We start from the raw sequence: 21,125 nt of genomic DNA on the forward strand, positions 1-21,125 counted from the left end.
TCCATAATAAAATTACATAGGTTAGTTTTAACTAACCTTATTATCAGTTTATCATAATTCACACTATCTGTCAATACAAAAAGAACAGTTCATAATGAACTGTTCTCTCCGCAAATAAGGGGGTTATTTACCGACTGACTATCGGTTTTAATGTATTTTGTGAGGTCATTAAATATTATCGCCCTTATTTTCTAATTTATACACATTTTATCAATCCAAATGGAATACAAGGTGTAAATCTTCTGAAACAGGACTGTTATCAGGATTTGTTTCCATAATGTCAGCCATAAAGTCCCACCATTTTCTATTGATGGCGGTATCGGCACCCTTTGCCCAAAGTTCTTCATCTTCGATTTCTATATAACCGTAAAGAACCATTGTTTCTTTGTCAAGGAATATTGAATAATTCTTACCGCCGTGTTCGTGAATCATATCCTTCATTTCCGGCCATAACTCATTATGTCTTTTTTCGTACTCCTCAGCCATACCGTCGTAAAGTTTCATTTTAAAACCCTTGTGTATCATTTCTTTTTCCTCCTTAAATTAACTTAATTTTTTATGTGCCTCGATTGCTATTGAACATTCAAGACGCTTTTTTTCAAATTCACAAGCAAGCTCATAAGGCTTGTTTATATCACCGTTAAAGTTATACGCATTCGCACTGCAACCACCGCTGCAATAAAATTTCGCAAAACAATTCTTACATTTTTCTTTAGTATACACATTTGAGCGTTCAAACATCTTCTCGATATTTTCATCAATTTTATTTTCATTGACATTACCCATAAGAAAATCCTTGTTACCGACAAATTGGTGACACGGATAAATGTCTCCGTTCGGTGCAACCGCAAGATATTCGTGTCCTGCACCACAACCTGAAAGACGCTTTATCGCACACGGACCTTGGTCAAGGTCAACCATAAAGTGGAAGAAGTTAAAACCTCTGCCCTCGTCATATCTCTTTACATATTCTTCAGTAAGCTTATCATATTCGGCACAGACCTTTTCGATATGCTCACTTGTAAGTGCGTAGTCCTCTGTTTCAGGTGCAACAACCGGTTCAACGCTTGTCTGCTTAAAGCCTAAATCCGCAAGGTGAATTACGTCCTTTGCAAAATCCACGTTATACGCCGTAAACGTACCGCGAACGTAGTAATCATTTTGATTTCTGCTTTCAGCCAAGTCTTGGAACTTAGGAACAATTGTATCATAAGAACCGCTGCCGTCTACACGATAACGCATTCTGTCGTTAGTTTCCTTTGTACCGTCAATACTCAAAACAACGTTTGACATATTTTCATTAATATATTGTTTAATATCGTCATTTAACAATACACCGTTTGTTGTTACAGTAAATCTGAAATTCTTACCGTGCTTTTTCGCCTCTTCTTTTGCATATTCTGTAATTTCCTTAACAACGCCGAAATTCATAAGCGGTTCACCGCCGAAGTAGTCGATTTCTATATTTTTTCTGTTACCGCTGTTATTGATAACAAAATCAATAGCTTTCTTACCTACTTCCGCACTCATAAGACTTCTGCCACCGTGAAATTCACCTGTATCGGCAAAACAATACTTACATCTCAAATTACAGTCATGTGCAACGTGAATACAAAGAGCCTTTACAACAGATTGCTTATTCCAATTCTTCGCGATTTCGTCATAGCAATCATCTGTAAACAACTGACCTGCATTTACAAGTGCACATATTTCAGCATAGCTTTCTTCCAATTCTTCTTCACTATACTTATCTTTTAAACCTTCTTTAATATAATCGGGACATTTTGCCTCTGCCATAAACGGCTCAAGAGTATAATCAAGCATATCGTACATTACATCATCAACAACGTGTACCGCACCTGAATATACATCCATTACAATATTAAGTCCCAACTGTTTATACTTATGTATCACTTCAAAAACTCCCTATATAAAATCAGAAAATCATCGACCTTAAAAAGCCGATGATTCATCTTTAATGTTCATTTATTCGGCAAAACAATTAGTTTGCTTGTTCACATTTTTGGTTTGCAACTGTGCAAGATGTCTTACAAGCTGATTGACATGATGTTTGACATTCTCCGCAACCACCGTGCTTTGCTGAATCCTTTAAATTAGCCTTGTTTAAAGTCTGTACGTGTTTCATATTAAAACCTCCTTATATTAATTCACCATGAATATATTATAACATACTTTCAAGTGATTGAAAAGGCTTTTTTACAAATATTTTGTATTTTTTCTCACAAAACTTATTTTTCGGCTATTTTCCTATGATGCACCCCAATATTCCCGATGCAAATGTACCGCCTATTATAGCAAGAAAATGCGTGTTAAACATTATTCCATTGTTTACAATCAACGATATTCCGATAAGTACGATCAAATACAGCGCACATACAAGCATTGCGTGAACAAATACTCTGCTGTTTGCCGTTTTTGATACCGCAATCGTTCCGAGTATCACGCTGATAATAACCGAGGCATACACTCCGGTTGTGATAATAGTTTCGTCTATGCCTGTAAAATACGAAAGCAGTGCCAATATCAGAATTATAACAAAAGTAACAAGAATTGCAAATATCGTCCCTTTTATCACACCCTTAAAATTAATACCCATAAAAAAACCTCCCTATATATTTACTATAAATATATTAGAGAGGTTTAAATTTTATAACCAATTAGTTTTTAGCTGTTTCAACAGTTCTGATAGCGTCTCTTTCCATCTTTACAACAGACTTTTGATCCGGTGTACCGATGTTACCTGTTTCAATAAAAACATATTCGTCTTTAATTTTAGCAACCTTACCGCAGATACCGCCGATTGTTACAACCTTATCGCCGACTTTCATTGCGTTAATCATTGCCTTTGTTTCTTTTTCTTTCTTTCTTTGCGGTCTTATCATCATAAAGTATAACAATACGATAATAAGAACAAGCGGAAGAATACTTACTATTGTACTCATTACAGGATTAACCTGTTGTGTAGCATTAGGGTCTGCCGCTGTTTGAGTACCTGTCGCCTGTTGTGTATTTGCTGTTTCGCCGTCTGCGAAAACGACTGTTTCTAAAATGTTTGCCATAATAGTTCTCCTTTGATAATTTTTTCTACCTATATATTATACTATCTATATGTGAACTTTGCAATAGATTTAACAAAATATTAACAAATAAAATCTCTCTTACATCAATCGTTTGACGTTTTCAGCCATTTCAACAAGTTTTTGACCTTTTGCGACAAGAAGAGCATGTTCTTTTATGTACTCATTCTGCAACGGGTATATCGACATTCTTTCCGTAAACTCTCTTATTACATTAATGCCTCTCATATTCTCATTATCGTTTCTTATGAGAATACAATATGTTTTATTCAGCTTAAAAAGGCTTGCTTTTGAAAGAATACTTTTATCCATTTCGCTTATAGCGCCGCACATATCATTAAAAGTTTCAAAATAAAATACACATTCCGTACCCGGTTCTTTCTTTTTAGGCTTGACCGAAACAACTTTTTTAAACTGCTCCTCGGTAATTTTTTTTATACCCTTGTTTAAACGTTTAACCAAAATACTTATACCGTCCTGTGACGGAGTAGCCTCAACGACCACTTGGCCGTTATACGGATTAAAACCTGTTTCTTCCCTTATCGTTTCCATAATATGAAATAAAAATGTATGTAATTCTTTTGAATCGGGCGAAAGCCTTTTCACATCTATATCAAGATTAATTAATTCCGCAGTTGTAAGCGTTACCTTTATTTTGTCTTTGTTTAGCTTTTCAATTCTCACAACCTACCACCTACTTTCTATTTCTATTATACTATATATTTTTCGTTTTGGGAATACCGATTTTAATATTTATTCTTTTAAATTTATTCCATATGATAAAAAAAGCGGCAGTTTTTATACTGCCGCTCAACCGTCAAATAATGAAGTGAACCCCAAAATTTAGACAAAATTAAATATTAACTTGCTTGTGAATGAGTTCGGTATTGTACCGGACTCATTCCTTTTAGCTTTAAAGAAATTCTTTCATTGTTGTAATAATCAATATATCTTTTTAATTCATCTATGAAAGCTTTGACACTTTCAAATTTTTCACCATAAAACATTTCAACTTTTAATCTTCCGAAGAAGTTTTCCATCGCACCGTTGTCCATACAGTTTCCTTTTCTAGACATACTTTGTACAATATTGTGTTCTGACAGTAAACGTTGATATTCCGAATGTTGGTATTGCCAACCTTGGTCAGAATGGAATAATGGTTTCGCATTAGCGGGCAGCTTTTTGAATAAACCATCAAGCATTTCTCTAATTTGCTGCAAATTTGGACTTAATGAAATTGAGTATGACACAATTTCTCGATTATACAAATCCATTACAGGTGACAAATATACTTTATCATTACACACTTTAAATTCAGTTACATCAGTTGCTAGTTTTTCAAAAGGTTTTGTAGCTGTAAATTCTCTGTTAAGTAAGTTGTCGGCTATTTTGCCGATTTCTCCTTTGTATGAACGATATTTACTGTTTTTGCGTTGTTTTCCTTTGAGATTAAGTTCTTTCATCAGTTTCAACACAGTTTTATGGTTAATTGTATATCCTTTTTGTCTTAATACAATTAAGATTCTGCGGTAGCCGTATCTGCCTTTATTAGCTAAAAATATATATAGTATTTCTTGTTTTTCTTTCTTGTATTTATCTTTGATTGGATGTTGTATATAGTAATAAAAGGTACTACGGGCTAAACCTGATAATTGCAGCAAGTCTTTTAACGGATATTTTTGCCTTAATTCATTGACTATTGCTGCTTTTTCTCTTCTTTTAACATTCTTTTCCGAACTAAGGCACTGAGTTTTTTTAAGTATTCATTCTCCATTCTTAATCGCTGATTTTCGGCAATTAAATCTTCTTCAATTTTCTTATCAAGTTTGGGTGGACGACCTTTTGCTATTCCATCTACTTTACTGGCTCTACCTCGTCTTTCTTTCATCAGACCTTCGGCTCCTTCTTCCAAGAATATGCGTTCCCATTTCGATATTACATCATGTTTAACATCGTATTTTCTCTCTGTTTCCATTATACCCAAATGGTTTTCTCGCATATCTATTATAACAGATAGTTTGAATTCTGGCGAGTGTTTTCTATATTTTTGCCCTTTCTTTGCCATAAAAATATGCACCTCCAAAAGTGTCTAACTTTTGGGGTGCATATCATAAATTAATACGATTAATTCTTGTCCTTCAATAACGGACGCATACTGTTCGCACTTATAAGCATAGTTGACGAATTATGCAAAAGTGATGATGCAGACGGAGTTATAGTACCTTTCAATCCAAGCAAAATAAGCAATGAATTAAATGCCATAATAAACGTATAATTACGTTTAATTCGTCTGAACAGTCTGCTGCTTAACTTGCGAAGAAGCGCTAAATCTCTCAAATCGCCCGAAAGCAATGTGACATCAGCCACTTCTCTTGCCAAATCGGCAGAATCTTTCATAGCGATTGAAACGTCGCTAAGTGCCAATGCAGGAGAGTCATTGATACCGTCACCGACCATTATAACCGTTCTTCCCTCGTTCTTCAATTCTTCAATAATTGTCGCCTTATCCTCAGGTAATACCTGTGCACGGAAATTGTCTATACCGAGCATATTGGCAGTGCGTTTTGCAGCACCTTCATGGTCACCTGTAAGCATAATAATATTATCAATACCGCTTTCACGAAGTAACTGAATTGCCTCATGAGCCTCACTTCTCGGCGGGTCGCTTATACAAATAACTCCCGACAACACGCCTCCGATTGCAAGGTATATAACAGAAAAACCCTCACATTCGTTTTCAATAACAGTCTTCTGTTCATCAGTTATCGGAATATTTTCGTCTTCAAGCACAAAATGCTCACTGCCTATAATTGCACGCTTGCCATGCAACATTGTAGCTATGCCGTGTGCAACTACATATTCAACTTCAGCATGTTCTTCTTCGTGGTCAAGCTGTTTTGCTTTAGCTGCTTTAACGATTGCCTTTGCCACACTGTGAGGGAAATGTTCTTCAAGGCACGCAGATATTTTAAGTATTTCATCTGATGTGTATTCACCGAATGAAAGCACTTTTTCTACTGTCGGGCATGAATTTGTAAGTGTACCTGTCTTGTCAAATACAATAGTATCGGCATGAGATACACTTTCAAGATAACGTCCGCCTTTTACAACAAATCCTCTTGAGGATGCCTCACGCATAGCACTTATAATACTTATCGGCGTTGACAATTTAATTGCACAAGAATAGTCCACCATAAGAACAGACATTGCCTTTACAACATTTCTTGTTGTAAGATAAACAAGCAACGCCAATCCCAAGCTGTACGGTACAAAACCGTCTGCAATTTTCTCTGCACGGCTCTGTACTCCGGCTTTCATACTTTCACCGTTTTCAATCATTTCAATAATATTTGAAATACGTGTATTATCAGCCACAGCACTAACCTTAATTACTATATTTCCCGCCTCTACAACTGTACCGGCGTAAACAGTACTGTCCTTATCCTTTACAGCCGCAACCGATTCGCCTGTCATAGACGCTTCGTTTACACTTGCCTGTCCGGATACGACCACACCGTCAAAAGTGATCATTGCACCGTCACGGAATACGACAAAGTCACCCTCTTTAACGGTTGAAATTGGAACTTGTTCCTCGTTTTCGCCGTTCTTCTTCCATACAGTGTCAATCTTCATCGCAAGACTGTCCGCAAGTGCATTTTTTGTACGTTTTCTTGTATATTCTTCAAGAAGTTCCGAAACTCCAAGCAAGAATGTAATTGAATTAACTTCCGAATACATTCCTCTTGAAAGTGCCGTTCCGAGTGCAACACCGTCCAAAAGTGCCACATCGGCCCTTAAATTAAGTACACTGCCCACAGCTTTCTTCACATATGGGAATGCCTTAAAGTAAGCCATTGCAACTCGTACAGGATACGGCAATATTCTTCTAAGAACAAAACGCTTTATAAGCATTTTTATAATCTCATTCTTGAAATCAGCCTGTATATCCTCAGACTCATCTTCAACAGCCGCTAATTGATTTTGCTTGATTCCTTTTATGTAGTTCAAAAGCTCCTGTCTGTAATCGGATTGATAGGTAATTAAAATACCGCCGTTGACGCTTTTAGCCTTTACAGAATCAACATAATGTTCCGATAAAATTGTTTTCTCAAGAGATTTTTCTTGATTTTTATCAAAATAATATCCACCACAACGCAATCTGATACGACCCGGAGTATCATGTACGATTTTAAATTTCATTATTATTCTTCCTCGTCGTTTAGCTGTGACTTAGCCTCATAACACATATCTTCAGCCTCTTCACGCATATTTTGTAGTGTTTCTTTAGCCTCTTGCTGGAACTTCATACCCTTTGCAAGACCTGAAACGCACATACTTCTAACTTTTTCGCTTGTAGCAATCTTCTTACCTACTACTGCAGTAGCTATACCTGCTGCAAAGCACCAACATTTCTTATCCTTTAAAAAATTAAATTTCATAATTTTATCTTCCTCTCTGTGTATATTTTAGTGATTTATTTAATCAAATCTATTTTAGCACGCAATATATTTTTTGTCAATAAATGCCGAAAAAATTTTTTTACTTTTTTGCATGAAAAATATCGACTTTTTAATATTGTGGTGTTAATACAACAATGCCATAATGGAAAACATACAAGCAGTAAAAAGAATGCCACAGACGAAGATGTTATCGCTGTCGCAAAGTTGGCGAAATTCGATAAATTTGTGCATAATTGCTTATCAAAAAAAGTTGCGGTGAACAATCACCGCAACTTTTTTATTAAAACAATTTATTAAGCGATAATTTTTTAACCATTGGTACAGACATACAACCGACAGCATTACCAAGTACAGCACATAAGAAATATACTGCCGCCTGTGACGCATTAGCACATTTACTTATAAAGAAGTAACAAGTATCTGCGATACAGTGATTAAATCCGCAAAGTATGAACACCATAACAGGTAAAACCACTATAAACAGCGACATCACAAAGTCACCTTTTTCAGTCGCTCTTTTATTTCCGTCAACCGCCGTAAACATCAATATACCGCAGAACACCGCCAATACAAATATACTAAGCGGTGAATCGGCGAACTTTGTTGCCGTGATAGCAGCGGCCTTTTCCGATAAAGTCGCTTCCAAACGTGTAAGGTTAAGCAAGAAACCGCCTATCGCCGCACCTGTTGCATTACCGATAAAGGTAAGTACAACTTCCGGCACATACGACAACGGTTTTACCGCCATATATCCGGCTTTACCAGTAAACAAACCGAATTTAAACACAATAATTGCACACAAACCCAAGCTGAACAAGAACGCTCCCAGCGGTTTTGACTCAACCGACATACTCACACAACAGCCTACGCACAAAAATATTCCCGACAAAATACCGTCAGACAAAAATGATATAATCTTTTTCCCCATATCTTCTATTCCCTTTTCTTTTATCCTAAGCAGACAAAATTAGCTAACGCTAACTAATTCCACAAAATTAATCCACTTTCTAATTTGCACATAAAAACCACGATAAACTTATCGTCTACCGTGGTTTAATATACGGTTTAGTTAAATTACTTTACCATTGATGCAACTTCTGCTGCGAAATCGTCTTCACGCTTTTCAAGACCTTCGCCTGTTTCAAAACGTACGAATTGCTTAATAGTAATGTCGCCAACGCTCTTAACGTACTTAGCAACGTTTTCCTTATTTTCAGCCTTAACGTATTCTTGCTCAAGTAGGCAAACTTCCTTGAATTCCTTAGCAAGACGACCTGTGATCATCTTTTCGATGATGTTTTCAGGCTTAGATGCATTCTTAGGATCATTCTTAAGTTGCTCAATAAGAATCTTCTTTTCGTGTTCCTTATATTCTTCAGGAATATCATCGCTTGAAAGATACTTAGGGCTAAGTGCTGCAACTTGCATTGCAACGTTTCTTAGACACTCTTTTGTAGTGTCATTGTTTTCAGCGTCAGCCTCAACCAATACACCAATCTTACCTGCAGCGTGGATATAATCTACAACTGCACCTGTCGTTTCAATTCTTGCGAAACGTCTGATGTTCATATTTTCGCCGATCTTAGCAATCTTTTCTGTAAGCATTTCTCCGATTGTGCTGTCTCCGCACTTTAATTCTTTAAGTGCTTCAACGTCAGCAGGATTTTGTTCAGCGATTGTCTTGGCAACGTCTGAAACAAACTGTTGGAATTCATCATTCTTAGCAACGAAGTCTGTTTCTGAGTTTACTTCTACAAGTACGCCTACGTTACCGTCAACATAAGCCTTAACGATACCTTCAGCAGCAATTCTGCCTGACTTCTTAGCAGCTGTTGCAAGACCTTTTTCTCTCAAATATTCAACAGCCTTATCCTTGTCACCGTCTGTTTCTGTAAGAGCTTTCTTACAGTCCATCATACCGCAACCTGTCATTTCTCTTAATTCTTTTACGTCTTTAGCTGTAAATGCCATGTTACTTTTCCTCCTATATTAATTATATGAAAATTATTCTTCTACTGTATCTTCTTCAGCTGTTTCAGCATCTGCAAGAGCATCTTCGCCCTGTCTGCCTTCGATAATAGCGTTAGCCATTGTTGATGCGATTAGCTTTACGGCTCTGATAGCGTCGTCGTTACCAGGGATAACGTAGTCTACTTCATCAGGGTCACAGTTTGTATCAACGATAGCTACTACAGGAATGTTAAGTTTCTTAGCTTCTGCGATAGCAATCTTTTCTTTTCTTGGGTCAACGATGAACATTGCGCCAGGAAGTTTCTTCATATCTTTAATACCGCCAAGATACTTTTCAAGCTTATCTCTTTGAGCCTTTAGCTTAATAACTTCCTTCTTTGGTAGCATATCGAAAGTACCGTCTTCTTCCATTTGGTTGATTTGAGCAAGTCTTTCAATTCTCTTTTGGATTGTCTTGAAGTTTGTAAGCATACCGCCAAGCCATCTTGCGTTTACATAGTACATACCAACTCTTTCAGCCTCTTCTTTGATTGAGTCCTGAGCTTGTTTCTTTGTACCTACGAATAGAATATCTTCACCGCTTGCAGCAATATCTCTTACGAAATAATAAGCTTCTTCAACCTTTTTAACTGTCTTTTGAAGGTCGATGATGTAGATACCGTTTCTTTCTGTGAAGATGTATTCAGCCATTTTAGGGTTCCATCTTCTTGTTTGGTGTCCGAAGTGAACACCTGCTTCTAAAAGCTGTTTCATTGAAATTACGTTTGCCATTTTTATTTCCTCCTCGTTTTTTGATTATTCCTCCATTTGTTTCACCTTATGTGAAGACCCAGGCAAAACAGGCAACTTTCACACAATCCACAAATGTGCGTATTTTTCATACTAAAATAGTTTACCACATAAACCCTTATAAAGTCAACCCTTTTTTCATATTTTTTTATTTTATTTGATTTACATAACATAATATATGTTTTAATCGCATATTAACGTAAATTTTGTGTGGTTTTCAACTGTTTTTTTATTGATGAGTTTTCTATTTATTATGAAAGAATTCTTTAAAATTAAAACCGGGAACTTTAGATTTAAAGTCATTTCCGACACACATACAGTCAGAAGTGATTACAACCCGAAATTGCGCGTTCCCCATAAAATAATGCAGACAAAACCGCTGCGGTTTTGTGTAAAATATTGTTTTAACGTGATTTTGTGTCAAAAAAATGGCATTTGAGTTAGATTATATTGACATTTATTTAGATTATATTGACATTTATAATAATCATAATATATACTTTTATTATATATAATTATTTTTCTGTTTTGAAAGAGAAATTCTTTTACACTACCAATATTTCTAATATGAAAGGAAGGATTAAAATGAAAAAATTACTATCATTGCTTTTGTCGCTGTCAATGCTTACCTCTATGGCAGTTATGCCTGCAAAAGCAGAAGAAACGGTCATGCCGTTAAACGCATCACGAATTGATTCGGAAAAACTTCCAAGCGGCAATTTAATTTACCTTGGTACTGCGTCAGCAAACGTCAAGGAAGAAGATGCTGTTTATTCGTTCCCTATTTATCGTGAGGGCGATTTATCGGAAGAAGCAAGCGTCACAATCCACTCGCTTGACTTAACTGCGATATACGGCGAGGACTATGTAATTCTTGACGATAACGCAGAGAAAACCGGTGATGGGGTTTCAATACTTGAACGTTATGCCACGGCAGAAGCTGACACTGATGAAACATCGGATAACATTTCGGAAGAGAATACAGATATTGAAAATTATTCGGAATTTGATTCAGAAATGGCACAGCAATTTGCAGACGAAGTAGTGCCGGATGCAATGGCAGGAATTGAATACTCAAGCGGTACAACCGTTACTTTCGCACCGGGCGAAAACGAAAAAACGGTTAAATTCAAAATATTGGACGACAAAAAAAGCGAAGGCACAGAAGGGTTTTCTTTACTTTTGGTAAATCCCGATAATGCCGAACTTTATGAAGTAACATCACTTTCTGTAAATATCGAAGACGACGAGCCGAAAGAAAAAAGCGTTGTTTCTTTCAGCAGAAACAGTTACACGTCAAAAGACGGAAATGCCACTGTTACAATAAAACGAAAAAATGCAGAATATTCTCTTTGCGATTTCACTTTGCTGTCATCGAGCATTACCGCAGTAGCAGGAGAAAATTATGAAGAACAAATCAAAACAGTTACATTTATTCCTTATGAAACGGAAAAGACAATTGAAATTCCCGTATCCGGCGAGGGTGAATTTAAACTGCTGATGAGTGATATGACGGGCTGTGAAAGTGGTAAATATGCAGAAACCGTTGTCAAAATAAAAAATAACGCCGATGATGAGAGTGATATTTCTCTTATGGGCAATGAAAATCAGACAAATGACATCACCATAAACGGTCTTAAATACAACGTTAAATATACAATGCCGTCAGATAATACAAAAGATCCTGCCGAAGGTAAAATATACGCAACAGGTGACGGAACTCACAATTATGACATTCCTCCCGAAGTCGGTACATACTACTTTGCAACAGAAGTAAACCGCGACGGTCTGTTTTATTATGACGGATATTGGGGTGATAAGCCTTGGGGTTGCGGTCATTGGGATAACAAATATGAAATAGATACACGTGAAAGAAATATGGGTAGCTCTCATTACGGAAAACTTGAATATTACCATACAAGTATGTGGGATAAAGGCGGAGTATGGACACATTCCAAAACTGTACCGTCGGTATATTATCAATATATGACTCCAGATATGGAATCAACATCAAACGCCTTTGGCGGACAGCTTGCAAGATTTAAAATTGCAAATAATGACAGTATTGTTATCAATGAATCAAAAAGCGGAAAATTCGGCAGAACACTTGACGCAATGCCTGCAACTCTCTTGAATAACAACCAACCTTTAAACGGAAATATAAGCATGGAAATACATTCGGCTGATGAAGACAAATCAAAAACTCCGAAAAGTTATGTACGCTTTTACGGTGTTGCGGCTATGTATAAAAAGGTTAATGTAGAACTTAACCAACCCCCAACACAAGAATACTGTATCGGTAATGAAAAGATAAATGCCTTACCGATGCAGGTTGAACTTAACAGCGGTGCTCAAATCGCCGGAAGTAAAACGCGTGATTTCTGGACCAATCCGAATGAGGATGACTGCAATATTGTATTTACAATAAATGATACAGACATTAATGGTCACAAAGGTAAATACGGATATATTTCAGGCTATAAAATCACCATAGATCCGGGTACAACTGATGATAAAATAACTGTAAATTATCCCGAAGAATTCATTTCATACCTTAACTCAAAAAAGGAACAAAACTTTCTGACGAAGTAAATTTCACATCGGATAACGTAAATAATGAGCTGAAGAAAACAGAAAAGCAAAATCTTTATTACATTCCATATGATAAATATTTCATATCATGGATTGAATCAGTTCAAAAAAATGTTGCACACGACACATACGGTTATCATCAAAATCTGAAGATAACACCTAAAGTATCATATGCCGATGTTACAGTCGAAGTATTACCGTCAGCCGGTGAAGGAAACGGCAGTTTTATATCAAGCGAGCTTGCCGCAGGTAAAACAGTTACTCGCCATGCAGGTGATACACTTGATTTAAGTGCAACAACTCCGGATGACGGATATCATGTTGTAGGTTATCAAGTTTCAACAAACAACACAAGTTTCAACACAATAACAGATACAACAAAATTATTCCTTGAGCCTAATACGAGTTACAGAATACGTCCTCTTATAGCGAAAAATTCAAACAAAATCGAAATTAAATTTGAAAACGGTGCTGAAAAGTATTTAACGGTACAGGGTCTTATCAGTGAAAATGATCTTAATTCAAGTTCCGATGAACAACTGAAAAAGGAACTAAGCGGTAAATATGTTATTAACGCAAATCCGTCAGAATCAAATCTTTCAGATAAAATAACACCGATTACAGGTAAGATATATACATTAAATTTTGCCTCCGTTGAAGATAAAGAATACATATACCGTCCCGTTATCAAGCAAGGCAATGACACGTTTACAACCAATTCTTATCACATCGTTGCGCAAGCACAAACAACAGACAATGTTGTAACTGTAAATTACAAAAAAGTTAAAAAGAGCGATTTAAAATCATTTAATATATCAGGTACTGTTGTTTCTAAAAATGCGTCTATCCGCGATAACGGCTTAGAACCGGAATCTCTTCCGCTTGTAGGATATTCCGTATCAGCCGGAAAAGGTTCACAGTCGCTAAACTCTGCAAACTCAAGCTATATGCCTGACAGTGCGACCGGTACAACTTCCGATACCGGTACTTATATATTGACAAACGTATTGGGTGACACAAACGACCTTATTACAATGTACATCTCAAACGGTGTTACGACAGGCTATGTAGCAAAAGTAAAGCTCACAGACGCACTTGGTCAAGCAGACGGCGCTTATACCGTAAATGCAGGTAACACAAATATCACCTACCCTTACGGTGCTCCTAAGGTTGCGTCAATTATGTACACATATGACAAGAACACAGCCGACTTAAACCAAAATCAAATAAGAATACTCGACGACAATCTTACAGTCACAGCCGTTATAGACAGCTATGGAAGAAGTGTCAGTGAGGCAGTATTCACCGTTCGCACATCAACCGGTCAGACAACCGAATACAAAGGTTATCCTCGTGAGGATGGCAGCAGTATTATAGAATGTACAATTCCTAAGATGACAGAAAATCTACATTCTGGTGACAGTCTTTCTGTACGTCTTGTAGATTCAGAAAAATTATCATCAGGTAACACTGAAATTGAAATTGTGTATCCCGATGTTGCAACAGGTCTTTCATTCTATACGGAATTTGCACTTACAACACCTCAAACTTTCGATGCGGATAAAAGCGGTACAATCGATATTCCGTTAGTCGGCTCAGCAATAGGCAAATGCCAATCTGGATTGATTACATTCGGCAAAACAAACTGGCCTGACAACACCGGTTATACTATTCAGGCAAATATTGACACAATACTCAATAGTATGGGTAAGAAAACCGTTTACGAGAAAAAAGCGTTTTATGATAAATTCCGTGGTGCTGTTCAAGAAAATAATAATCACAGAAGTAATGCTATGAAAATAATGGCTGCGACATTCAATGGTGTCGCTCCGTCTCGTGACGATTATAAAACCGATGCCGAATATCAAGAAGCATATGCAGATTATACCGATTTACTAAAAGATACAAAAGCTCCATTTGCCGGTTTTAATAACCAAAGGTACAGCGTCGAAGTAGCCGTTATTTTAGCTTTCGACTTTGTTAAAACGCCGGACAACGACTATATGTTTGCTTGCGGTTCGGTTTCTATCGGCGGAGCCTATACATTCAATAAGACTATGTATACTACAATTTACGGTGTACCTGTATTTTTAAATATCATTGCCGGTATTCAGGTAGATCTAATTACAAACTATGCTGCAGATGATGATAAAAATGCAATATCCGCAGATGAATTTAACAACTATCAAGGCAATATAGCAGACAGACTGAGCACTACCGATGTAACACTAAGTGTTGTCCTTTCAGGAAAATTACAAGTAGGTGTAGGTTTTTGCGATGTACTTTCAGCAAGAGGTTACGTTGCTACAACATTCCAATTTGATTTGAGTTTTGCAAACGGTCAGCCCGGTACACTGATAACGGCAGCCGGCGGTGTGGGATTCGACTTATTATTCTTCTCCGTTGATGTAGATGTAGTCAAATATACAAAAGGTTGGGGTACTCTTGAGCATGCCTCTGAATTTGATTTCTTCAACGGACTTATGACCGATGATGATATTAAATTAACTCCATACAGTAACGGCACATCAGATTTATCAACCTTCGGAAAAAATGATGATATTCAGCTTACCGCAACAGAAGAAGTTGTAAGCTGTACACAATTAATATATAAAGCCGCAGACAGAACGAGACCTCATATTATCCCTCTCGATGACGGTAAGAAGATGCTTACATTTATAGGCGATTCGGAAAAGCGTGCCGAATACAACGGAGCAACTCTGTATTATTCGATATTTGACGGTACTCATTGGTCTACTCCTAAAGCTGTAGCAGACGACGGTACACCTGATTCAATTCACACACTTAAAAAGATAGGTGACAAAGTTATTATCGCATGGACCGATGTTAAAGACGCATTTGCGGGTGTGGAAACTTCAAGAGAAAAGCTTTCATCAATCGGTATTTCTTGTGCAATATACGATACAAAAACCAACAAAATGGGCAAAGAAATCAGTATTGTACACGACAGATACCTTACTTTAAACCCACAAATTGATGTTGATGGGGATATGCTTTATATAAGCTATGTCAAGCTTGATGTGTCAAAATTAGGTAACAGTAACAGCGACCTATTACAGCTTGAAAAATCATTCTCTAATATAGCCTATGTAAAATACGATATGAGTACAGGAGAGTCTTATGATGAAACCATAATTCCGATACCTCATAAAACAATCAGTTCTCCTATTGCATTGGATTATAATTCGGCAACAATAAATATAAATAACGAAAGTTATTTAATTTCAAGTTACACTATTGATGAAGACGAAGATTTACAAACAGGTGACGACAGAGAGCTTTATCTGCAAATTCAAAACCTAACAACCGGGCAAGCATATTTCCCGATACAAATTACAAATGACAGTATATCCAATTCATTACCTAAACTTACCAACATTAACGGTGAATTATACATGACATGGTTGGATAACGGATATATGTTTAAAATTATGAATCTTTCAGATATGTTATCTTCAATGTTTAACGCAGATTCAAACGGAGATATGACAGACTTGATTAATGCCGATACGGTAAACAGTGCATACAAAAACGGCGAAATGACCGCTGATAATAAAAATGCCGATTGGTATAAAAAGACTGCATCTGAACTTGGTATGTCAGACGACGTATATGAAAACAGCATTTACGAAGCCTTGTACAACGGTACATTTAATGTCACAAGTGCAAACTTCCAAGGTAATGACGACCTTTGCACAAGTATAGGAAACTATATTGTAACCTCCAACGGTGAAGATATTTATATTTATTACACAGAATTAAGTCAAGACAGTACAAAGAACGGTACTGAAATATACGGTGTACGTTATCAGCGTGGCACAGATAACGGTTATTGGAAGTTCGGCAATTCGGTACAAATTACCGATTTCGGTATGGTTATTGATGAACTTGACCTATATATGACTGATGATAATAAAATATCAGCTGTTTCAAACTACTACAAGCAATGGATTGATGAAAGCGATGCAGATTCACCTATGAAATACAGTGCAAACACCCTTGTAACCATTGACTTTGAACCTGTAAGTTCTCTTGAAATTAAAGACAGCAATATTATTCTTCCGTCAAAGATTTATCCGAATTATTCGGAAGATATAACATTCACTATTGCGAACACAGGTTTGCTTGATGCAAAGGGTTATGATTTAAAAGTAACGGATAAAAAAGGAAATACTCTTTACGAGGGCAGTTCTGACAACATAATCGAATCCGGTAATTCGATAAATGTCAGTGTACCATGGACAGTTCCGAGCAACTTGGAAAATGAAGAAGTTACAGTTACGGTAACTGAACGCGGAATTGAAAATGCAAAGCCTGTATCTGCCACAAAAGCCATTCCGTATGATACAAGACTTGATGTATCGAGCTTTGAAATCAAACACGATGATAACGGTTATTATGCATCTGCAACGGTTACAAACAACGGTTCTAAACCGTCCGACGAAATAAATGTAACGCTAAATAATACCGCCGACAAAACTTTCGGCACTACTTCCCTACCTCAACTTGCGAGCGGTGAAAGTAAAGATATTACAGTTCCGTTTGAGATAGATAAAGCTGATTTCAACAATTTAGGATATATAGACTTTAAACTTTCAGCAGTAAGCGGTGAAAACACATCTAACGCATATACCATGTTTATCTCTAATAAACCACTTATTGCAGAAATCAACGATGGTGCCGAAAACGTTTCATTAAACGGAAAAAATGATACAACAACACTTCAAACAAAAGCTTTCCCTTGGAATAATTATGCGGGTGAAGTCAAGTATTATTCAACAGATAACAGCATAGCTGTTGTTACCGATGACGGTGAAGTTATTCCGCTAAGCAACGGTAATGCAAAGATATATGCATACTATCCAAAATACAGAATTGACGACAGTATTGATGTTCAAGTGACAGGTATAGAATCAGATGAACCTACTCCTACACCAATTCCTACTTCAAAACCAAGCAGCAGTGGCGGCGGAAGTTCTGCAAAATATGGTATTTCTTCTGTAAACAAGACATACGACAACGGAAGTATGAATATATCAAAGAAAAGTGCCGCATTGGGTGAAAACGTAACGGTTAATACAAAACCGAATGACGGTTATGAGGTTGATACTGTAACAGTTACTGATTCAAAGGGAAATGTAATTGAAGTTACAAAGACAGCCGACAACGAATTTTCATTCGTAATGCCAGGAAGCCAAGTAAGCGTTGACGTAACATTCAAAGAAATAAACGACTCTCCGCAAAAAACGCCTACACCGTCCGGCAAAGACGATTGGTGGTTTGATGATGTTGCAGAAAATGAATGGTATTATGCCCCGATAAAATCCGCATATGACAACGGATTAATGAGTGGTGTAAGCGATACGGAATTTGCTCCTGATACAGATATTACGAGAGGAATGTTTATAACTGTTCTTTACAGAATTGACGGCGAAACAAAATCCGATGTTGATTATAACTTCACTGATGTAAATTAAAATGATTATTTCTCAAATGCTGTCGCTTGGGGCAGTGAGAATAATATTATTTCAGGTTACAGCGACACAGAGTTTGCTCCGAACGATAATATAACTCGTGAGCAGATGGTATCGATTTTAAAGAGATTTGCAGAATATAAACAAATTGACACTTCTATAATTGATACACTCGACAGTTATTCAGATACGGAAGACATTTCCGATTATGCTGTTTCTGCTTTCCAATGGGCTTGCGGAAATAAAATTATAAGTGGTTTCACGGATAATACCCTCCGCCCTAAAGCAAATACCACTCGTGCCCAAGCCGCAGCTGTATTTAATAAAATATACAGTATAAAATAATATCATAATAAAAATATGCACCTCCAAAAGTGTCTAACTTTTGGGGTGCATATCATTTTAGACTGCCTTTTATTGCACCGGTTTTATTAAAAAATGCAGAATATCGGTTGAAATACAACAGTATTCACGTTATAATTACAGTATATATAATTATGGGAGTGTGCAAAAATGAACGCAGAGAATAAAATGGCATATAGACCTATAAACAAACTGATATTGCAAATGTCTGCCCCGCCGCTTATTTCGATGTTTTTACAGTATTCATACAACCTTGTAGACAGTATGTTTGTCGCAAAAATCAACGAACAGTCACTAGCCGCAGTTTCGCTTTCATTTCCGATTACTACACTTATGAATGCGTTATCTATTTGGATAGGCGTCGGCGTTAATGTTTTGATTGCGGGATATTTAGGTCAGAACAAGCAGAAAAAAGCCGATTCGGCGGCAACACTCGGACTTCTGTTGTCTTTGTCAGTCGGTGTGGCAGTAACCATAGCAACGCTTTTTATTATAAAACCCTATTACGCTACATTCACGCAAAATAATGAGATTCTTGAATACGGATTGCGCTATATGAAAATCTGTGCGTATATGCAGATTCCAAATATGGTACATATCGCAATTCAAAAAATGTTGCAGGCAACCGGTAATATGATTGCACCGATGTGGTTTCAAATTATCGGTGTGATGTTTAATTTTATTTTCGACCCATTGCTTATTTTCGGTGTCGGACCGTTTCCGGAAATGGGTATTGCTGGTGCGGCACTCGCAACAGTTTTGGGATACACTCTGTCAATGCTGATTGCATTGATACAGTTGTTTTTCACAAAGCAAAAAGTTAAGCCGATTCTAAAAGGCTATCGCTTTGATGCGCAAATGCTCAAAATGCTCATTTCATACGGTTTACCATCTTTTATAATGAACGCATTGGGTTCTTTCATGGTAAACTTCGTAAATGTATTTTTAGTAAGCTATTCCGATACGGCGGTGGCTTTTTTCGGAGCATATTTCAAGGTACAACAATTAATTGTTATGACAGTAAACGGTCTTATACAAGGATGTTTGCCGATTATGCGGTTTAATTACAGAGCTAAAAAAGAGGCTCGCTTATGGCAAACTTACAAAATCGGAACACTCTTTGCAACAATTATGATGTTTGTAGGAACATTTTTGGTTATGTGTTTCCCAGGCGAAATACTTTCTCTTTTCTCTGCATCACAAGAAATGCATTTATTGGGCATAACTGCAATGCGTATAATGTCTTTAGGGTTTGTATTCAGCGGACTTTCTACAATGATTGCAACATATAAACAAGCAACAGACAAAGTTGTACCGAGTATTATTATTCAACTTTGTCGTCAAGGTGTTTTGCTGATTCCGTTAATGTGGCTGTTAAATCATACCTTACAAATTATCGGAATATGGATTGCGTTTCCTATTACCGAATTGCTCGTATGCGTTTTTGCGTGCTTGCTCATGCAAAAAGAGAGAAAAAACATTCACACAACGAAATAGCTTTCTATGTTCACCATAGAAAGCTATTTTTTATTAATTCAAATCAAGACTTGCTACCCAACTTTTCACTGTACTTTCAGATGCACTTGACGAAAATCTCATACCGTTAATCCAGTTTCCGCCTTTTGCGGAATCTCTCAAAAGAGTTCCGCTTTGACCTATCCCGGAGCTTGCGGATGTACAGAACGGAATAACCGTTTTACCGGTAAAGTCATTTGCCGCAACAAATCCATTTACGGGCCATGCGGCAATTCCCCACCAGATAGGATAACCTACGAATACGGTATCATAAGAATCCCAATTCGGCGGTACTGCGGATACAAGTTCGACATTTCTTTCTTCGGGATGTTGATATTCATACACAACACGACTGCTACTGTTTGAATAATTCAAATCAGCACTTGTGTACGGATTTTTCGGTACAAGTTCAAATATATCTGCACCGGTTTCCTGTGCAATATAATTTGCAACTCTTTCTGTATGACTTTGAGCCGAAAAATACACAACAAGAATTTTCCCTTGAGTATCTTCTTCAAGATTTTCACCTTGATTTTTTTCACCTACGATTATATTTCCGCTAAGCGGTTTCATTGTATTCGTATTATCCCACAAAAATAACTTATCACCGTTTTTTGCATTAATATTATACGTTCCGTCGGATACATTCAAAATTTCCGTACTGTCCAAAACACCGCCTGTATATGATGCGTGTAATAAATCGGCACTGCCGTTTAAACCGTTTATCGTAAGCGTGCCGTCCGTATAATTCATTTCAGCTGCATTTGCAAATGCTGTGCCGACAGCGCACATCATCATTACAATTATAAAGCCTATTATTTTTTTCATAATTAATCATAGCC

At 36.9% G+C, this 21,125-nt stretch carries 19 protein-coding genes and 1 pseudogene; 5 read left to right on the plus strand and 15 right to left on the minus strand.

The features are described from left to right. Positions 1-210: 210 nt before the first annotated feature. From rhaM to rpsB, 13 genes are all read right to left on the minus strand, one after another. On the minus strand, positions 211-525 hold the full coding sequence (gene rhaM, locus ACSAMO_RS01475) for an L-rhamnose mutarotase (protein ID WP_022229437.1): 315 nt from the start codon (positions 523-525) through the stop codon (positions 211-213). A gap of 18 nt (positions 526-543) precedes the next feature. Then, positions 544-1,914 carry a thioether cross-link-forming SCIFF peptide maturase gene (scfB, locus tag ACSAMO_RS01480; protein WP_499209644.1) on the minus strand — a complete coding sequence of 457 codons (1,371 nt, stop codon included), beginning with the start codon at positions 1,912-1,914 and terminating at the stop codon, positions 544-546. Positions 1,915-2,002: 88 nt separating this feature from the next. Next, positions 2,003-2,146, minus strand: coding sequence for a six-cysteine ranthipeptide SCIFF (gene scfA / locus ACSAMO_RS01485; RefSeq protein ID WP_117967162.1), 144 nt, complete (start codon positions 2,144-2,146; stop codon positions 2,003-2,005). A gap of 114 nt (positions 2,147-2,260) precedes the next feature. After that, on the minus strand, positions 2,261-2,617 hold the full coding sequence (locus tag ACSAMO_RS01490) for a TIGR04086 family membrane protein (protein WP_499209645.1): 357 nt from the start codon (positions 2,615-2,617) through the stop codon (positions 2,261-2,263). Positions 2,618-2,678: 61 nt separating this feature from the next. After that, complete coding sequence (yajC, locus tag ACSAMO_RS01495; RefSeq protein WP_022230525.1) at positions 2,679-3,080, minus strand: preprotein translocase subunit YajC; 402 nt, start codon at positions 3,078-3,080, stop codon at positions 2,679-2,681. 99 nt (positions 3,081-3,179) lie between these two features. Further along, positions 3,180-3,782, minus strand: a complete 603-nt coding sequence (locus tag ACSAMO_RS01500; RefSeq protein WP_022230524.1) for an adaptor protein MecA — start codon at positions 3,780-3,782, stop codon at positions 3,180-3,182. Positions 3,783-3,958: 176 nt separating this feature from the next. Next, a complete protein-coding gene (locus ACSAMO_RS01505; protein ID WP_147514788.1) occupies positions 3,959-4,861 on the minus strand; it encodes an IS3 family transposase in 903 nt (300 codons plus the stop codon). After that, a complete protein-coding gene (locus tag ACSAMO_RS01510; protein WP_499209646.1) occupies positions 4,795-5,163 on the minus strand; it encodes a transposase in 369 nt (122 codons plus the stop codon). Before ACSAMO_RS01510 ends, ACSAMO_RS01505 begins: the two co-directional genes overlap by 67 nt. 59 nt (positions 5,164-5,222) lie before the next feature. Next, positions 5,223-7,298 (minus strand): heavy metal translocating P-type ATPase, encoded by a 2,076-nt coding sequence (locus ACSAMO_RS01515; RefSeq protein ID WP_499209647.1) that lies wholly within the window; start codon positions 7,296-7,298, stop codon positions 5,223-5,225. A 2-nt stretch (positions 7,299-7,300) separates the two neighbouring features. Further along, the gene (locus tag ACSAMO_RS01520; protein ID WP_022230522.1) at positions 7,301-7,537 is read right to left on the minus strand and encodes a hypothetical protein; all 237 of its coding nucleotides are present in this window, start codon (positions 7,535-7,537) and stop codon (positions 7,301-7,303) included. Between the two features lie 301 nt (positions 7,538-7,838). Further along, positions 7,839-8,519 carry a formate/nitrite transporter family protein gene (locus ACSAMO_RS01525; RefSeq protein ID WP_308456343.1) on the minus strand — a complete coding sequence of 227 codons (681 nt, stop codon included), beginning with the start codon at positions 8,517-8,519 and terminating at the stop codon, positions 7,839-7,841. Between the two features lie 113 nt (positions 8,520-8,632). Continuing rightward, on the minus strand, positions 8,633-9,529 hold the full coding sequence (gene tsf / locus ACSAMO_RS01530) for a translation elongation factor Ts (protein WP_022230520.1): 897 nt from the start codon (positions 9,527-9,529) through the stop codon (positions 8,633-8,635). Between the two features lie 33 nt (positions 9,530-9,562). Then, positions 9,563-10,300 (minus strand): 30S ribosomal protein S2, encoded by a 738-nt coding sequence (gene rpsB, locus ACSAMO_RS01535; protein ID WP_022230519.1) that lies wholly within the window; start codon positions 10,298-10,300, stop codon positions 9,563-9,565. A gap of 603 nt (positions 10,301-10,903) precedes the next feature. Between rpsB and ACSAMO_RS01540 the strand changes: the two genes are divergently transcribed. Continuing rightward, a complete protein-coding gene (locus ACSAMO_RS01540; protein WP_499209648.1) occupies positions 10,904-12,910 on the plus strand; it encodes a Calx-beta domain-containing protein in 2,007 nt (668 codons plus the stop codon). Positions 12,911-13,316: 406 nt separating this feature from the next. On the opposite strand, the gene ACSAMO_RS01545 is transcribed toward ACSAMO_RS01540, so the two are convergent. Next, on the minus strand, positions 13,317-13,583 hold the full coding sequence (locus ACSAMO_RS01545; protein ID WP_499209649.1) for a hypothetical protein: 267 nt from the start codon (positions 13,581-13,583) through the stop codon (positions 13,317-13,319). Positions 13,584-13,857: 274 nt separating this feature from the next. Here ACSAMO_RS01545 and ACSAMO_RS01550 point away from each other — a divergent pair, with 274 nt between their 5' ends. The 4 genes and pseudogenes from ACSAMO_RS01550 to ACSAMO_RS01565 all read left to right on the plus strand — a co-directional run bounded on the left by ACSAMO_RS01550 (position 13,858) and on the right by ACSAMO_RS01565 (position 20,265). Continuing rightward, positions 13,858-18,408: an S-layer homology domain-containing protein gene (locus ACSAMO_RS01550; RefSeq protein ID WP_499209650.1), complete on the plus strand. Its 4,551-nt coding sequence runs from the start codon at positions 13,858-13,860 to the stop codon at positions 18,406-18,408. An 18-nt stretch (positions 18,409-18,426) separates the two neighbouring features. Beyond that, positions 18,427-18,504 (plus strand): annotated as a pseudogene (locus ACSAMO_RS01555) (S-layer homology domain-containing protein); the annotation flags it as partial. 9 nt (positions 18,505-18,513) lie between these two features. Continuing rightward, positions 18,514-18,750, plus strand: coding sequence for an S-layer homology domain-containing protein (locus ACSAMO_RS01560; RefSeq protein WP_499209651.1), 237 nt, complete (start codon positions 18,514-18,516; stop codon positions 18,748-18,750). Positions 18,751-18,918: 168 nt separating this feature from the next. Continuing rightward, positions 18,919-20,265 carry an MATE family efflux transporter gene (locus ACSAMO_RS01565; protein ID WP_499209652.1) on the plus strand — a complete coding sequence of 449 codons (1,347 nt, stop codon included), beginning with the start codon at positions 18,919-18,921 and terminating at the stop codon, positions 20,263-20,265. Between the two features lie 33 nt (positions 20,266-20,298). On the opposite strand, the gene ACSAMO_RS01570 is transcribed toward ACSAMO_RS01565, so the two are convergent. Next, positions 20,299-21,111 (minus strand): flavodoxin, encoded by an 813-nt coding sequence (locus ACSAMO_RS01570; protein WP_499209653.1) that lies wholly within the window; start codon positions 21,109-21,111, stop codon positions 20,299-20,301. Positions 21,112-21,125: the final 14 nt, after the last annotated feature.

The sequence above is a fragment of the Ructibacterium sp. SJQ-7 genome, assembly GCF_054696575.1.

What these genes read in the sequence shown, in the direction of transcription:
- rhaM (WP_022229437.1), bottom strand. Translation starts at nt 525, where the DNA reads ATGATACACAAGGGTTTTAAAATGAAACTTTACGACGGTATGGCTGAG.
- scfA (WP_117967162.1), bottom strand. Translation starts at nt 2,146, where the DNA reads ATGAAACACGTACAGACTTTAAACAAGGCTAATTTAAAGGATTCAGCA.
- ACSAMO_RS01490 (WP_499209645.1), bottom strand. Translation starts at nt 2,617, where the DNA reads ATGGGTATTAATTTTAAGGGTGTGATAAAAGGGACGATATTTGCAATT.
- yajC (WP_022230525.1), bottom strand. Translation starts at nt 3,080, where the DNA reads ATGGCAAACATTTTAGAAACAGTCGTTTTCGCAGACGGCGAAACAGCA.
- ACSAMO_RS01510 (WP_499209646.1), bottom strand. Translation starts at nt 5,163, where the DNA reads ATGGCAAAGAAAGGGCAAAAATATAGAAAACACTCGCCAGAATTCAAA.
- ACSAMO_RS01515 (WP_499209647.1), bottom strand. Translation starts at nt 7,298, where the DNA reads ATGAAATTTAAAATCGTACATGATACTCCGGGTCGTATCAGATTGCGT.
- ACSAMO_RS01520 (WP_022230522.1), bottom strand. Translation starts at nt 7,537, where the DNA reads ATGAAATTTAATTTTTTAAAGGATAAGAAATGTTGGTGCTTTGCAGCA.
- tsf (WP_022230520.1), bottom strand. Translation starts at nt 9,529, where the DNA reads ATGGCATTTACAGCTAAAGACGTAAAAGAATTAAGAGAAATGACAGGT.
- rpsB (WP_022230519.1), bottom strand. Translation starts at nt 10,300, where the DNA reads ATGGCAAACGTAATTTCAATGAAACAGCTTTTAGAAGCAGGTGTTCAC.
- ACSAMO_RS01540 (WP_499209648.1), top strand. Translation starts at nt 10,904, where the DNA reads ATGAAAAAATTACTATCATTGCTTTTGTCGCTGTCAATGCTTACCTCT.
- ACSAMO_RS01545 (WP_499209649.1), bottom strand. Translation starts at nt 13,583, where the DNA reads ATGTATTCTTTATCTTCAACGGAGGCAAAATTTAATGTATATATCTTA.
- ACSAMO_RS01550 (WP_499209650.1), top strand. Translation starts at nt 13,858, where the DNA reads ATGCCTGACAGTGCGACCGGTACAACTTCCGATACCGGTACTTATATA.
- ACSAMO_RS01560 (WP_499209651.1), top strand. Translation starts at nt 18,514, where the DNA reads ATGGTATCGATTTTAAAGAGATTTGCAGAATATAAACAAATTGACACT.
- ACSAMO_RS01565 (WP_499209652.1), top strand. Translation starts at nt 18,919, where the DNA reads ATGAACGCAGAGAATAAAATGGCATATAGACCTATAAACAAACTGATA.
- ACSAMO_RS01570 (WP_499209653.1), bottom strand. Translation starts at nt 21,111, where the DNA reads ATGAAAAAAATAATAGGCTTTATAATTGTAATGATGATGTGCGCTGTC.